The sequence below is a fragment of the Sediminibacterium sp. FW305-C-49 genome (genome assembly GCF_058231085.1).
The window spans coordinates 555,725-569,752 of the sequence record NZ_JBIQXS010000001.1 but is presented as its reverse complement, the minus strand read 5'-3'; the positions used below and the strand labels follow the sequence as shown (position 1 = coordinate 569,752).

At 39.3% G+C, this 14,028-nt stretch carries 15 protein-coding genes and 1 tRNA gene; 6 read left to right on the top strand and 10 right to left on the bottom strand.

Features of this window, described 5'->3' with window-relative positions:
* Nucleotides 1-104 precede the first annotated feature (104 nt).
* From ACH3Z1_RS02365 to ACH3Z1_RS02350, 4 genes are all read right to left on the bottom strand, one after another.
* Nucleotides 105-1,202: a slipin family protein gene (locus ACH3Z1_RS02365; protein ID WP_490820234.1), complete on the bottom strand. Its 1,098-nt coding sequence runs from the start codon at nucleotides 1,200-1,202 to the stop codon at nucleotides 105-107.
* A 315-nt stretch (nucleotides 1,203-1,517) separates the two neighbouring features.
* Nucleotides 1,518-1,579, bottom strand: a tRNA-OTHER gene (locus ACH3Z1_RS02360).
* A gap of 207 nt (nucleotides 1,580-1,786) precedes the next feature.
* Nucleotides 1,787-2,527: an AAA family ATPase gene (locus tag ACH3Z1_RS02355; RefSeq protein WP_490820233.1), complete on the bottom strand. Its 741-nt coding sequence runs from the start codon at nucleotides 2,525-2,527 to the stop codon at nucleotides 1,787-1,789.
* 68 nt (nucleotides 2,528-2,595) lie between these two features.
* Nucleotides 2,596-2,943 (bottom strand): hypothetical protein, encoded by a 348-nt coding sequence (locus ACH3Z1_RS02350; RefSeq protein ID WP_490820232.1) that lies wholly within the window; start codon nucleotides 2,941-2,943, stop codon nucleotides 2,596-2,598.
* A gap of 859 nt (nucleotides 2,944-3,802) precedes the next feature.
* Here ACH3Z1_RS02350 and ACH3Z1_RS02345 point away from each other — a divergent pair.
* From ACH3Z1_RS02345 to ACH3Z1_RS02330, 4 genes are read left to right on the top strand one after another with little or no spacing between them, the layout of a single operon-like run.
* On the top strand, nucleotides 3,803-4,372 hold the full coding sequence (locus tag ACH3Z1_RS02345) for an RNA polymerase sigma factor (protein ID WP_490820231.1): 570 nt from the start codon (nucleotides 3,803-3,805) through the stop codon (nucleotides 4,370-4,372).
* Nucleotides 4,369-5,178, top strand: a complete 810-nt coding sequence (locus ACH3Z1_RS02340; RefSeq protein ID WP_490820230.1) for a HEAT repeat domain-containing protein — start codon at nucleotides 4,369-4,371, stop codon at nucleotides 5,176-5,178. The genes ACH3Z1_RS02345 and ACH3Z1_RS02340 overlap by 4 nt, the downstream gene beginning before the upstream one ends.
* Nucleotides 5,179-5,203: 25 nt before the next feature.
* Entirely contained in the window at nucleotides 5,204-6,067 is an 864-nt protein-coding gene (locus ACH3Z1_RS02335; RefSeq protein WP_490820229.1) for a DUF4097 family beta strand repeat-containing protein, read from the top strand.
* Between the two features lie 9 nt (nucleotides 6,068-6,076).
* Nucleotides 6,077-6,901 (top strand): DUF4097 family beta strand repeat-containing protein, encoded by an 825-nt coding sequence (locus ACH3Z1_RS02330; RefSeq protein ID WP_490820228.1) that lies wholly within the window; start codon nucleotides 6,077-6,079, stop codon nucleotides 6,899-6,901.
* 183 nt (nucleotides 6,902-7,084) lie between these two features.
* On the opposite strand, the gene ACH3Z1_RS02325 is transcribed toward ACH3Z1_RS02330, so the two are convergent.
* The 6 genes from ACH3Z1_RS02325 to ACH3Z1_RS02300 all read right to left on the bottom strand — a co-directional run bounded on the left by ACH3Z1_RS02325 (nucleotide 7,085) and on the right by ACH3Z1_RS02300 (nucleotide 10,968).
* Nucleotides 7,085-8,491 (bottom strand): OmpA family protein, encoded by a 1,407-nt coding sequence (locus tag ACH3Z1_RS02325; protein WP_490820227.1) that lies wholly within the window; start codon nucleotides 8,489-8,491, stop codon nucleotides 7,085-7,087.
* A 213-nt stretch (nucleotides 8,492-8,704) separates the two neighbouring features.
* The gene (locus ACH3Z1_RS02320; RefSeq protein WP_490820226.1) at nucleotides 8,705-9,193 is read right to left on the bottom strand and encodes a hypothetical protein; all 489 of its coding nucleotides are present in this window, start codon (nucleotides 9,191-9,193) and stop codon (nucleotides 8,705-8,707) included.
* A gap of 165 nt (nucleotides 9,194-9,358) precedes the next feature.
* Nucleotides 9,359-9,514, bottom strand: a complete 156-nt coding sequence (locus ACH3Z1_RS02315) for a lmo0937 family membrane protein (protein ID WP_490820225.1) — start codon at nucleotides 9,512-9,514, stop codon at nucleotides 9,359-9,361.
* Nucleotides 9,515-9,631: 117 nt separating this feature from the next.
* Nucleotides 9,632-9,850, bottom strand: coding sequence for a CsbD family protein (locus tag ACH3Z1_RS02310; RefSeq protein WP_490820224.1), 219 nt, complete (start codon nucleotides 9,848-9,850; stop codon nucleotides 9,632-9,634).
* A gap of 107 nt (nucleotides 9,851-9,957) precedes the next feature.
* Nucleotides 9,958-10,311 carry a cupin domain-containing protein gene (locus tag ACH3Z1_RS02305; protein ID WP_490820223.1) on the bottom strand — a complete coding sequence of 118 codons (354 nt, stop codon included), beginning with the start codon at nucleotides 10,309-10,311 and terminating at the stop codon, nucleotides 9,958-9,960.
* Nucleotides 10,312-10,407: 96 nt separating this feature from the next.
* Nucleotides 10,408-10,968 carry a helix-turn-helix domain-containing protein gene (locus ACH3Z1_RS02300; protein ID WP_490820222.1) on the bottom strand — a complete coding sequence of 187 codons (561 nt, stop codon included), beginning with the start codon at nucleotides 10,966-10,968 and terminating at the stop codon, nucleotides 10,408-10,410.
* Between the two features lie 162 nt (nucleotides 10,969-11,130).
* On the opposite strand from ACH3Z1_RS02300, the gene ACH3Z1_RS02295 reads away from it, so the two are divergent.
* Nucleotides 11,131-12,486 carry a 3-keto-disaccharide hydrolase gene (locus ACH3Z1_RS02295; protein WP_490820221.1) on the top strand — a complete coding sequence of 452 codons (1,356 nt, stop codon included), beginning with the start codon at nucleotides 11,131-11,133 and terminating at the stop codon, nucleotides 12,484-12,486.
* An 85-nt stretch (nucleotides 12,487-12,571) separates the two neighbouring features.
* Nucleotides 12,572-13,924 (top strand): Gfo/Idh/MocA family protein, encoded by a 1,353-nt coding sequence (locus ACH3Z1_RS02290; RefSeq protein ID WP_490820220.1) that lies wholly within the window; start codon nucleotides 12,572-12,574, stop codon nucleotides 13,922-13,924.
* Nucleotides 13,925-14,028 lie beyond the last annotated feature (104 nt).

Below are 14,028 nucleotides of genomic sequence, written 5' to 3'. Positions count from 1 at the left end.
TTGTTGTTTTGGATAGTGCTTTACAAGCACCATTCCTTTTGTTATTGATTGACTTTGGAAAAAATGCCGGAAGCTGTAAGTTGAATTACAACTTCCGTTACATTTTATTTATCTGGAATGAAAAGCTGTTTTAGCTGATCAGATAGCACACCGCTGTTGTTTACAGTGATGGTGCTGATTTTATCAGCAATTTTCTCTACATACTCCATTTCCTTCAGTTTCCAAAGCATGCTGTTTTCTTCCATCAGTTTAGCTGTGTTAAGCAAGCTCCTGGTGCTTGCGGTTTCTTCTCTCCGCATAATGATATTGGCCTGTGCTTTCTTTTCGGCAACCAATACCTGGTTCATGATATCTTTTACATCTCCCGGTAAAATAATATCCCTGATACCCAGTTCAACGACCTGCACACCCAATGTACCTGCTTTTAATTGCAAACCGTTTAATACTGCAGCAGAAATAGTTTCCTTTTTCTCCAACAGATCGTCAAAGTTTACAGTACCGATAGACTCCCGTAGTGCCAGTTGAAAAAGTGCATACAATTGTTTGTCGTATTCCTTGTTGTCAAGTAATGCTTTTTCAATGTCTGCTATTTTAAACTGGGCATAAGCGTTGATACGTAAAGCAGCTTTGTCTCTGGTTAGTATTTCCTGACCGTTGAGATCAATTTGTTGCTGACGCATATCGGCCTTACCAATAAAGATCGGTACAGCGTTTTTCCACCACTGGTAAATACCGCTTTCCAGTACACCCATGTATTTTCCATCTGTGAAAAGCAATGCTTTTTCATAGTTTTCTACGGTATATGACCGCACATAGGGTGCCAGTAGCTTATGTGATAACAGGGTTTTATCTATAGCCGGGTCAATATCAATTTTGCTGATATCAGCTATAACGAACCGGTATTCATTAGCTCCTTTCCAGAAAGTATACCTGCCCACTGTTAACACTTCTTTGAAATAACCGTTTTCGAACTGTAAGGCTATTTCATTATCGCGTACTTCTACCAGTTGTAGTTTTTCTGCCAATGCATTATCCTGCAATAATATATTCAATTCCAAAGGTGCTACGAATGGCTGGTACAGATCGTAGATCAATACGGTTTTGCCCCATAACCAGTAATTACCTTCTGTAAGATAACCCTGGTAAACGCCTCTTTTCAGTACAATACCAATCTGATAGGCGTTGATTTGTACATTTTTCATTTGTTTCAATTTTTAGTCCTCAATAATAATAGCCGTAGCACAGCGGCATTTCTTTTCACGGAGTCTGACAGGATGAAATTGGCTGCTGGGGGTTGTTTTTATGTCCACTAGAACAATCATCCTGAACCCTTTTGCTGCTACTTCATTGTATCAGACTGCTGGTGTAGGGAAATGTGGAATGTCTGGTATTGGTGTATACGAATGCCATTTATTCCTTCCCCTGTACTACAACTATTTGTCTGCATCTTTTTAGAGAAGTGATGCGCTTCTTCTACAGTAACAGTGTAGTGCTTTACCGATAAGCTATTCCGACCAGGTCGGAAGCGGGATTCGAACCCGCATAGTGCCTGTTGCTCTACCAGTTGAGCTATTCCGGCGGTACCGGAAGGGGGACTCGAACCTCCAACACACAGATTAATGGAGGACATTACACTTTGCAACAATAGCATACAGCCAGTTACCACCGCTGCACTAAGGTGCTTTGTTATACACGCTTCTGGTTTGATAACAAAGTATAGTATCCTTCTTGCCGTTGGGCAAGCTTTTATGGATAGTTAATCCTTTCTGTTTTACATACGCAAAAATTAGTTAACCAATGCAGCGTCGCGTCTGAAACCGATAACACTGGTGTGTACAACCTCGTGAAAGTTTTCATCGGGATTGGTAATTTCTGCCAGTGTCATAGGCTTACTGATCAGTTGATCAAGTCCTAAATAATCACTCAGGTTTTGCGCTTTGGCTGTTTCCAGTTTGCCAAACTCATATCGCGCAATCAGCCTGCCTTTTCTCATCAGTGCTTCATCAACCATATTCACGGTACTGTTAAAAGTGCAGATGATCTGTACATTCAAACAGTCGCTCAATAAACCATCGCTGATATTGAGCAGGTTACTTACACTGCTCTGGCTGCTGTATCTTCTGTCCATGATGATGTTTTCAGCATCTTCTATTATCAAAACAGCGTTCGGGTTATCGAGTAACAGGTCCATGAATTCGGGATTCATTAAATTACCAGCTATGCCAGGTGATACGAAGAGTACTTTTTTCTTCAGACCACCAATCAGGTGTCGCAGGTAAGTTGTTTTACCTGTACCCGGTAAGCCGTGTAATAACACAATTCCTTTTTCATCTTCCTTACTCAGCTTTTCTTTAATTACCGCGTCTACTGCTTTAAAGTCGTCGTTGTAATACAGATTAATATCCAGTTCAGTAGGTTTTATAGCCAGCGATTTCAAATCCAGTCCATAATTAGATTGTGTAATGATATTGATTTCAAAATCAGCTTCTTTCTCTGCAGCTTTGTGCTTACTGAATGCAAGGATCATGCTATTAGCTTTTTTATAATCGGTATTGCAAAACAGTATTTCGGCACAATCTTCACTCAGCATGATCATCATCCGCTTTTCCAACACCACAAGCGTTTTGGTGAATTCAATCTTTTCTTCCGCCAGTTATAATAATTCCGCTGGTAGGTAGCTATGGGTTCACCAAATTGCTTTTCATTGATCATAGCCAACACGGCTCCGGCATCTATATTGCCGATAAAAGCAATAGCCGGAATCTTATTAAACTCTTTCAGGTAGAGTGCTTTTGGCTCAACGAAATAGCTGTCGAACAACTGTGTTTGTCTGTTGTCATGTTTGTTGATCAGCCTGATCAGCCTGCGGTATAAGGTCGGTACTTTACTGAGCAGCCACACTATTAGGTACATGCCCAGCGTAAGTATGATAAATGTTCCCATACAATTAGTTTTGTCAGCATTCAATTAATTGAATATTGAGTTATAAAATAAAAAACCCGGCCTGTTACCAGACCGGGTCATACCTCCCTGCTGAAATATATTCAGCGAAGTCGTTTACGACAATACGGTCGGGTTTGTTTTTTCAGTTGACGTTGTACAGGCATAGTATAGCCATTACCAGTCATACAACTGATTTTATCAAATGAGCATATGTTTTTTCTTGTCTTCATGTTCAGTCAACAAAAAAGCCCCGCAATCAGCGGGGCTTTTTATAATTAGTTATAATAAGTAAATTATAAGACCCCGCAAAACATATGATACCCACGAGCATCAAAGCTTTTAAGTGATTCGATATGTAATTGTTTGCGTAGCATTGTTTTCTTATTTCGTGTGCAAAGTTGTATTCTTTTTTGAAGAAAAAAAATTTTCTTCAAAATTTATTTTTGAAACGTCAGATCGATGAGTAATAAAATGATCACAACTGTTATTCATCATGTGATGAATAATGGGTACTTGCAATGATTCTCTGTTGTCCGGATCAAACTGAAAGTTATTGCTGATGGATGACTGATTATTATACCCTATCAGGCAGTATTGGATAACATGCTTTTTGATTGAATAAACTGATATCATAAGTGCACCCTCAAACAATATCACCCTTCTCCATCAAAAAATACTTTGTCATTGATTACCTGCAAATGAAAGAATATGATTGACTATGACAAGTGAAGAAGAAAAAGATATGGCGGAACCTAATCTGTCTTTTTTATGATGGCTATTCAGAAAAAGTTTAGATTATCCTGTAACTTTCCTGAGCTCTCACAGTTTATATCTCAAACCGTGTAAAACTAACCCGCGATTGGCTACCGAATCCATTGATAATCAACTCATGTTCAGGGTAAAAGAAGGCAACCTGGATCAGATGGGACTGCTTTTCGACAGACACCATCGTTCCCTGTATGGATTTTTTTACCACAATACAGGGTTAAAAGATGAAAGTGAGGACCTGGTTCAGACGGTTTTTATGAACATGATCCGATCAAGGGCCACTTTTACCGGGTCGCACAAATTTGAAACATGGATGTATACGATAGCCAGGAATGCATTAAAAGATCATTACCGGAAAAATAAAAGATCATCGGTTTTTGTAGATACAGAGCAGGTAGAACATCAATTGCAGGACAGCACTACAGCAGATGACAAAATAAACAGAAAGGAAGAAGAGAAGATATTGAAGAAGGCATTGGAACAACTGAATGAAACAGACAGGGAGCTTATTATTTTATCCCGATATAAAGAGATGAAATACCAGGAGATCGCAACACTGCTTAACCTGTCTGAAGGAGCCATTAAAGTACGTATACACCGTGCAGTGAAACAATTAAGAGAAAATTACCTGGAACTCAGCCATAAAACCATTTTATCATGAACTGTGGATTCGACAAAGAGCAATTATGGTCACTGGCACTGAATGAACTCAGTGATGCAGAAAAAACGACAATCAGTCTTCACGTGGCTTCCTGCGAAGCATGTAAAACAGAACTGAATGAAATCATGGGGTTCTGTAACATTACTGCTACCCTGTCTGAGCCGGAAGTGCCGGCGGGTATGAAACAACGCTTTATGACGGAGCTGGAAAACTATAAACAGCAACAATTATCGCATAGCAACGGATGGTCGCTGTGGAGAGATCGATTCAATGCTTTTGTTACCAATATTACTACCCCGAAATTCGGGTATGGCCTGGCGATGTTAGTGGTTGGGGTACTCGCTACCACGGTTTTTTTCAAAACAAAAGATACCGGTGCTTCGGAAGTGCAACAATTATCATCACAAGTAAAAGAAATGCGTGAAATGCTGGCATTGAGTTTACTCGAACATCCCTCAGCATCAGAAAGATTAAGAGCCGTGAGTTATGTGGAAGAGATAGATACCGTAGATGCACGCGTAAAAGATGCTTTGCTCACCACGCTGAATAACGATGAGAATGTGAATGTACGTCTCACCGCACTCGAAACCCTGGCAAAAATGACATCCGATCCGAAAGTAAGGGAGGGATTGATACAATCCATTGCACACCAGGATTCGCCATTGGTACAATCGGTACTGGCCGATCTGATGCTGAAAATGCAGGAGAAAAAATCGGTACGTTCTTTTCAGCAATTGCTGAAGAAACCGGAAACCAACGAAGCTATCAAAGACAAGATCAAACAAACCATACATCAACTGAGTTAATTCATTTCATAAAACCCCTGATTATATGAAACAGATACGCAACCTGCTGATAGCAGGAACACTATCCCTTTGTGCCAGCACTGACCTGACTGCACAGGAATTCAAAGAACATGTATCGAAACAGTTTACGGTAAATGCCAAAAATTCGGAAGCGGTGCTTGCCGTGTATAATGTTTTTGGATCCATTAAAGTAGAAGGTTACGATGGTGACAAAGTGATACTCGAAATCGATAAAAAAGTAACGGCCAAATCGCAGGACGAACTGGAGAAAGGTAAAGAAGAGTTCAAATTTCAAATGGAGCAGATGCAGGACAGTATCCTGGTATATATATCTGCGCCATACGATTCGAGACCCAGACAAAACTGGAACAGAAGTGAAGATCGTAGAAGTGTACGATACAAATACTATCTCGATCTGGTAGTAAAAGTGCCACACAATATGCGTTTGCGGGTATCAACAGTCAATGATGGTGATATTAATGTTGACTATGTACACGGTAACCTTTTTGTAAGCAATGTAAATGGTTCAATTGATATCGGAAATGCAAAAGGTATTACCAAAGCAACGACGGTAAATGGAAAGCTGAATGTGAAGTATAGTGCAAATCCGCCCGCAGCTTCTACTTATCATACCATTAATGGCGATATCACTGTGTATTATAAAACCAACCTGGATGCAGAATTGTATTTCAAAAGCATGAATGGCAATTATTACACTGATTTCGACAATGCGGAACCCATCAGCAATGCGGTGATAAAAATGAGCGAACCCAAAGAGAATGGAACGGTGTATAAGATTGTAAAAAATGCAGGAGTGAAAATCGGAACTGGGGGAAAACAATTTCATTTCGAAACCCTGAACGGAAACGTTTATATCAAAAAATCATAAAACAAGTATATGAAACAGATTAAGTATATAGTATTGATGGCATGTCTATTCATGACAACCGGCATGATGGCCCAGTCAACCGACAAAGAACAAGTAACGGTAGCTTTAAGCAGTCCCGGTAAACCTTATAAACTCAGGGTAGACCTGCTGACAGGGTCTATTAAAGTAACAGGTCATGCTGCGGATAATATCATCATCTCAGTGGAGGTAGAAGATGAGAAAGAGAACCGTGGAAAAGATAAAAACAAGGAAGGTCTCAAACGCATCGGTGGTTCAGGTGGATTTGAATTGAAGGCTACTGAAAAAAATAATGAAGTGAGTGTTGGCACCGGAACATTTTTTAAAAAAATGGACCTCGAGATAAAAGTGCCACAAAACGGCACACTGATCCTCAAAACAGTAAATGAAGGTGATATTCTGGTGACCAATGTAAAGGGTGAACTGGAAGTAAGCAATATCAATGGCGATATTAAACTAACAGGAATTGCAGGTTCTGCCATAGCAACTACTACCAATGGTGATATAAATGTTGGATTTACAACAGTTACAGATGGTAAGCCGATGGCATTCTCTACTTTTAATGGTGATGTGAACGTTACATTACCAGCATCAGCAAAAGCCAATTTGAAGATGAAAACAGACCAGGGTGAAATTTACAGTGATTTTGAAGTAGCAGTCGAAAAAACTTCATCTGCACCCACAAAAACAAATAATGCTGGTGTGTATAAGATCAGCAAAGACACCTGGGTTTTAGGTAAGATCAATGGTGGTGGAGCCGAAATGATGATCAAAAGTTGGGCCGGCGACCTGGTGATCAGAAAAGCAAAACAATAATATTACCCCCAATAACCATTCTCATGTGCATCAGCTATCTTGAACTGTTCATCAGTAAAAGATAACCTGAAGAGAACGGCATCATTCCTGGTGCCGTTTTTTTATGCAGATCAATACATATGGATACATAAAGAGGCCGGATCAAATTTTGATCCGGCCTCTTTATTAAAAGTGTATGATAGATTAATAGATCGTAAATTCTACACGTCTGTTCTTCTGGCGACCATCAGCCGTTTTATTGCTGGAAGCTGGTTGTGATTCACCAAAGCCCAGGGCTTCAATTTTATAGCTGCTTGCGCCTTGAGATACCAGGTATTTTTTTACAGACTCAGCCCTGTTTCTTGAAAGTGTCATGTTTGCTGCATCCGAACCCACATTATCTGTGTGACCAGCCAGTTTCAGGCTGATTCCTTTCTTGGTTAACAGTTCTGCTACTTTATTCAGGTAAGGTAATGAACGTGATCTGATAGTAGATTTCCCAAAATCAAATTCCAGGTTACGGATCGCGTCGGTTACAATTTGTCTGTCTTCCGGTGTAATGACATAAGTAGTATTTGTCTCCACTTTATAAACAGTATCAGTTCTTACCGATGCTACAGGTAGTGTACAACCTGCACCGTCTACTTTTGCATTACGTGGAGTACCCGGACATTTATCAAAATAATCGCTTACACCATCACCATCTGTATCTGTCTTCATTCTGTTTAACTCATCCTGTAAGCCATTTAATGCGGCAAGTCTGCTGTTATAGCGTGCTTCGCTTGCTGCAAGGGAAGCAGCCATGGCATCATCAGCATCTTTCATATGACCAGCCAATTGTGCGGGAGGATTATGTCTGGCTAATTGCGCCTTGTTAGATTTACCAAGTGCAAATTCAAGACCAATATGACCATAAGAAAATTTATCTCCTATATAAGGCTCTTTATAATAACCATCTAATTCGTCGCCATCAACTAAACCAATTGTGTAACCAATATCAAGGTTTACAGAGCGGGAGAGATTTGCTTTAAACCCAACTCCAATGGGAACATAAAATTTAGTAACGCTGCCAGATGGTTTAAAGTTAACAGTTGTTCCTGCTGCAGTTACCAGTGTTGGATTAAAATTTATCGCTCCTCCACCCAATGAAAGATAGGGTTGAATAGATGTATGCAATTGTGACCAGTTAATGTTACCCAGTGTAGCTACGAGACTTAGACTGCTTGCCCAATGTATATCTGTTTCGAAAGATTTATATGGGCTAACAGGTGGGGCGCCTGCCCAGAGTCTGTCATTGTTGGCTTTTAGAGATCCTCTGAGGAAATCGGCCTGGATGCCGAAAACATGTGAAACTTGGGCTTTAATATATCCACCATATCCTAGAGAAGATTTCCAGTTTGAAAAATCATTTCTGCCACCAAAAGCAGAAGTAGGAATAAGAGCACCTGCATGTAAACCAAATGACCATGTATTGAATCCTTTGTTACCAGAGAACAAAGGAGGTGCTACAACTGTACTTATGCGGTTTGTAGTGTCTTGTGCAGATATCCCTGAAGCAACAATAAACATAGAAGCAAAAAGGAAAAAACTTTGAAGTATTATTTTTTTCATAACAGTAAATTGATTCAATCTTTTATTAGAAAGTATCAGTTTTGTAAAGGTGAACTTTGTTAAACGCATTAGTATTACACGCTTTTAACTTTTAATTGTATTAATCACATATTAAAGTTTCAGTGAGGGATATTTCATACAATAAAAAACCCACCTGCAAAACAGGTGGGGCATTAGAGGTAACAATATATCAATCAATTTGCCTATAAAGGATTAAAACGTATATCGCAAGCTGATACCGCCATCCATATAAACATAGTTACCGCCAAAGAAATCAATAAATGGTTTTAAGTCCATGCTGATATTAACAGGTGCTTTATTGAATTTATAATCCAATCCTAGTATTCCATCTATACCTAAAACGGTAGACGATGTATATTTTCTTCCGTCATTGTAATAATAACTACCCCCATCCTGGAAAAAACCAACGTGTGCGCCAAACCCATACACAAATTTCAGGTCGCTGTTTTTGTTGGCAGATGAATGTTTTTCATAGAGCCCGGTTATCAGGAAATTTTTTCGGCCAATACTCAGTATTCCTTCAAGAGCAGTATTGCTATTGGTGAAATGTTTGAGTGTAACACCACTGGTAAGCCCACCAAATCTGAGGCCTAAAGCGGTTTTGTATGACTGAGCATAACTGTTAGATACAAAAGAAATCATGCAAATAAATAGCGTTGCAATCAGGTGTTGTGTTTTCATAATAAAGTGAGATTTTTTCTGGCAGTCAGGTCTTGAATAAAGTATGCTGTGTCATAAATGCCATCCTTTCTCAGTTACCAAAGGTCTGTTGATTATCATGAACTATCTTACACATAAAGCGATAATCATTACATCATTGTAGCTCTAGTAAAAGTGAAGCAGTGATCAGAATATATTTCTTCCTTTGATTAACCTTAAGATAATAGCTATTACAGCCAGGAATAATAAAATATGAATGAGTTGGCCTGAGTTATAGGCAAAATAACCCATCGCCCAAATGATAATTAATACAACTGCAATAATGTATAAAAGATTGCTCATGATATTTTTTTTGTGATGAAGAATTAGAAAAAAAGCACAGACGTTTTAAAGTCTGTGCTCGCCAAAAACCCTACTGTATAAGAAAACCTTGTTAAATGGCAAATTTGCGAGTGGTTATTAATTCATTTCTTTCTCAAGAAGTGCAGTAGTCTCCTCCAGATTCTTATTCAATCTCTTTCCTACTTTATCCAATAATTCAGCTTCTTTGCCTGTTTCAAATTTCAGGTCATCATCTGTAAGACTTGGAAATTTGGCTTTTAATTTTCCTGTCTGGATAGACCAGTTGCCTTTTACCTTGAATGGTGTGACTATCGGATTTGCATTTTCAGTTGTCATGTTATTTTTTTTTTTGATTCACTGTAAAGATGCAATCTTAAGTAGTAGGGATTCTTACATAACTGTTATTGATTGTTGCATATTCTTCAGTTTGCCAACAGCGCGATTTAATCTTCATAACCACTTTTAATAATAGTGCTCAACATCTTAAATTGTTGAGATGCATGGAAATTATGTTTGGCATGAGCAGGAATTATAATACCATCACCCAGTTTCAGGTAATATTTTTTATTGTCTATCGCCAATTCAGCCGATCCGTCTATTATCTGAATGTAAGTATCAAACGGAGTTATTTTTTCTGCTAATTCCTCTCCTGCATCCAGAGAAGATATGGTGATATTACCCGTTATTTTTTTTAGGAGCGTTTTACTCAATACCGCATTGGGTATATACTCAATAATCTGTACTATAATATGTGATTTTGATTTTTCAATTTCACTTGTATCATGAAAATTCTGCATTAGGTATGTAATATTAAAGTGAGGATACTAACAGGTATAAAGGTCAAATGAAGAATAGTATTTTCATTGTATAATCACAATGAAAACTTATAAGTTTTACAGATTTTCCAGGTTCTGACTCCTTTTCTGTTTGAGCTTTTTATAGAACGAAGGGGTGAGTCCGGTTACTTTCTTGAACTGATTGGAGAGATGTGCAACACTACTATAGTGTAATTTATAGGAAATCTCTGTCAAATTCAGTTCATCATACAAAAGCAGTTCTTTTACACGTTCAATTTTATGTAGTATGATGAATTGCTGTATGGTAATACCTTTTACTTCTGAAAAAATATTTGACAGGTAGGTATAATCCTGCCCCATTTTTGTACTGATATAATCTGAATAATTCGTGTCAGGAAGCTCATCAGAATAATGAATCATTTCTGTAATCACATTTTTAACACGTTCTATCAGAATGCTTCTATGATCTTCTAAAAGTTCAAGACCCGATTTTAATAAATTGGTTTTGAGTTTTGCACGTTGTTCATCTGAAATGTCTTCCAATAATTCAACCATTCCAAGGTCAAGAATCGCATAGTGAATCCCGAGTTTTTTCAACTCTTCTTTTACCATCATTTTACAACGAAGGCTGACCATGTACTTGATATAGAGTTTCATTTTAAGGCCAGATACCGGATTTGCTGTAGGGCTCACCTATGTAAAGTACCCTTTAAATCTGGCATACCTGCTTTTAATAAAAAAGAGCCGCAATACAAAAACAACCGGAGGCTTCTTTTTTCACTGTATTTTTTTATATCTTTTGCACTCAAACAAATGAGAATGAGACAATTGATGCTGTTTATTTTTTTGCTGGGTCAGATTCAGACCGATGCACAAAAAAATACAAATGGGTGGGTCAACTTATTCAATGGTCGTGATTTAAGCGGTTGGAAGCAGTTAAACGGCAAAGCAAAATACAGCATTGCAAACGGAGAAATAATCGGCACAACCGTTTTTGGTGAACCGAATTCTTTTTTGGCGACCAACAAAAACTACAAAGACTTTATCCTCGAACTCGAATTTAAACTGGATGCTGAAATGAATTCAGGTATACAGTTTCGCAGCGAAAGCAAAGCTGATTACCAGAATGGAAGAGTGCATGGTTACCAGTTTGAAATAGACCCTTCGGCACGCGCATGGACAGGTGGCATTTACGATGAAGCCAGAAGAGATTGGTTGTATCCACTCGATTATAATCCCGCAGCTAAAACCGCCTACAAGCCGGGCCAATGGAATAAATGTCGCATTGAATGCATTGGTAATTCGATTCGAAGTTTTGTAAATGGTATTCCAACCGCACATATAGTGGATGACCTTACTCCCGAAGGTTTTATTGCATTACAGGTTCACTCCATTGGTAAACAGGAGGATGCAGGTAAACAAATCCGCTGGCGTAATATCCGTATTAAAACCAGTAACCTGCAAAGCACAGTCTCAGATAAAGTATTTGTGGCCAATTTTATTCCGAATCATTTGTCTGAGGCAGAAAAACAGCATGGTGTTCAGTTATTATTTGATGGACTGAGTACAAAAGGTTGGAGAGGAGCCTATAAAAAATCATTTCCGGGAAAAGGATGGGAAGTAAAAGACGGAACACTGCGTGTGTTGCCCGCAGCAGGTGGCGAATCTGTAAATGGTGGCGATATTGTATCAGAACAGGAGTATGGCGCTTTCGTATTTCAGTTTGAGTTTAAAATGACAGAAGGTGCCAACAGCGGTGTGAAATATTTTGTAACAGAAAGTGAAAAAAACCTGGGATCGGCCATTGGATTAGAGTACCAGGTATTGGACGATGAAAAACATCCCGATGCTAAAATGGGTTCCATACAAAACCGAACACTGGCTTCTTTATATGATCTTATTCCCTCTGTTCGTGAACCCAGGGCCAGAAGAAAAATAGGTGAATGGAACAGGGGTATGATTGTGGTACAACCCAATGGTTATGTAACCCATTTTCTCAATGGCTGGAAGATGCTCGAATACCAGCGTGGCGCACAGTATTACCATGCGCTGGTGGCGAAAAGCAAATATGCACAATGGCAAAATTTCGGCATGTCGCCCAAAGGCAGACTGCTGTTACAGGATCATGGAAATGAAGTGTGGTTCAGAAGTCTTAAAATCCAGGAACTGAAATAAGTCAACCCCTATTTTCATAATCACAAAGAAAGCAACAATGACTCCGGACTTTCGATCATCTGACTTTCGGACTAAATAAAAAACTATGTCAACCAACAGAAGAAAATTTATACAGCAATCACTGCAAGCATCAGCAGCCGTGTATGCAGCATCAATGGGTATGAGCGCTGCCAGTTATGGAAGAATTATAGGTGCCAACGATCGTGTACGTGTAGGTGTGGTTGGCTATTCGGAACGGTTTAAATTTTCCTTGTTACCCTGTTTCCAGCACCATAATAAGGGATTGAATTTTGATATTGTAGCGGTTTCAGATTTATGGAAAATAAGAAGAGAAGAAGGGCAGGCATATATCAAAGAAAAAATGGGTCATGATATCATGGCTTACAGAAATAATGAAGAACTCTACGCCTCCAAATCGGTGGATGCGGTGATCATCAGTACTGCCGATTTTCAACATGCATTGCATGCTATAGAAGCGGTGCAGGCAGGTTGTGATGCATATGTTGAAAAGCCTTTTGCAGAAACCATGGAAGATAATAAGGCAGCGATGAAAGCTGTTAAAACTTCTGGTAAAATTGTACAGATAGGTTCTCAAAGAAGAAGCGGCGTAAATTATATGGCCGCAGATGAATTCATTAAAGCAGGAAAATTCGGAAAGATTACCATGGTTGAACTAAGCTGGAATGTAAACCAGCCCGGCAGGTGGCGCAGACCTGCATTGGTAGCTCAACTCAAAGAAGCAGATACAGACTGGAAAAGATTTTTAATGAATCGCCCGTTTGAGCAATGGGATCCGCGCAAATACCTGGAGTATCGTTTATTCTGGCCCTATTCATCTGGCATGCCCGGACAGTGGATGTCGCACCAGATCGATACCGTGCATTGGTTCACTGGTTTAAAACATCCCAGATCTGTAGTTGCCAATGGTGGTATTTATATGTGGAATGATGGAAGAAGAAACTGGGATACCACAACAGCCGTTTTTGATTATGGCTCGAATGAAAAAGATGGTTTCCAGGTGGTCTTCACATCGCGCATGCACAATGGCGATGAGAACCCCGCAGAAATATATTATTCGAATGGAGGTGAGATGAATCTCAATACCAATAAAATTTCTCCCAAAGGTGGGCTGAGAAAAAATCATGCAGATGCTATGCAGATGCAAGCCAATTTATTACCTGAGATCAACCTTGCAGACAATGCCCCTAAAGTGGTAGCTTCTGCCAATACAGGTGGTGATGTACTTACGTCTGCACATATGCTCAACTGGATGGAATGTATAAGAAGCCGAAAGCAACCCAATGCGCCGGTAGAAGCAGGCTATTATCATTCTATTGCGAATATGATGACCACCGCTGCATCACGCACCGGTATGAAAGCCACTTTCGATGAAGCCAGGCAGGAAGTGATGGTGGGAGGGAAAGTGTTTAAATATTAGTGAATGGTCAATGGTGAATGGTCAATGGTGAATGGTCAATCGTCAATAATGGCACGAAATAGATTTTCTTAATTCTTTCATTCACCATTCACAATTGACCATTC

Coding starts and splice junctions, on each gene's coding strand:
- ACH3Z1_RS02365 (WP_490820234.1), bottom strand. CDS start 1,202: ATGAAAAATGTACAAATCAACGCCTATCAGATTGGTATTGTACTGAAA.
- ACH3Z1_RS02355 (WP_490820233.1), bottom strand. CDS start 2,527: ATGATCCTTGCATTCAGTAAGCACAAAGCTGCAGAGAAAGAAGCTGAT.
- ACH3Z1_RS02350 (WP_490820232.1), bottom strand. CDS start 2,943: ATGGGAACATTTATCATACTTACGCTGGGCATGTACCTAATAGTGTGG.
- ACH3Z1_RS02340 (WP_490820230.1), top strand. CDS start 4,369: ATGAACTGTGGATTCGACAAAGAGCAATTATGGTCACTGGCACTGAAT.
- ACH3Z1_RS02335 (WP_490820229.1), top strand. CDS start 5,204: ATGAAACAGATACGCAACCTGCTGATAGCAGGAACACTATCCCTTTGT.
- ACH3Z1_RS02330 (WP_490820228.1), top strand. CDS start 6,077: ATGAAACAGATTAAGTATATAGTATTGATGGCATGTCTATTCATGACA.
- ACH3Z1_RS02325 (WP_490820227.1), bottom strand. CDS start 8,491: ATGAAAAAAATAATACTTCAAAGTTTTTTCCTTTTTGCTTCTATGTTT.
- ACH3Z1_RS02320 (WP_490820226.1), bottom strand. CDS start 9,193: ATGAAAACACAACACCTGATTGCAACGCTATTTATTTGCATGATTTCT.
- ACH3Z1_RS02315 (WP_490820225.1), bottom strand. CDS start 9,514: ATGAGCAATCTTTTATACATTATTGCAGTTGTATTAATTATCATTTGG.
- ACH3Z1_RS02310 (WP_490820224.1), bottom strand. CDS start 9,850: ATGACAACTGAAAATGCAAATCCGATAGTCACACCATTCAAGGTAAAA.
- ACH3Z1_RS02305 (WP_490820223.1), bottom strand. CDS start 10,311: ATGCAGAATTTTCATGATACAAGTGAAATTGAAAAATCAAAATCACAT.
- ACH3Z1_RS02300 (WP_490820222.1), bottom strand. CDS start 10,968: ATGAAACTCTATATCAAGTACATGGTCAGCCTTCGTTGTAAAATGATG.
- ACH3Z1_RS02295 (WP_490820221.1), top strand. CDS start 11,131: ATGAGACAATTGATGCTGTTTATTTTTTTGCTGGGTCAGATTCAGACC.
- ACH3Z1_RS02290 (WP_490820220.1), top strand. CDS start 12,572: ATGTCAACCAACAGAAGAAAATTTATACAGCAATCACTGCAAGCATCA.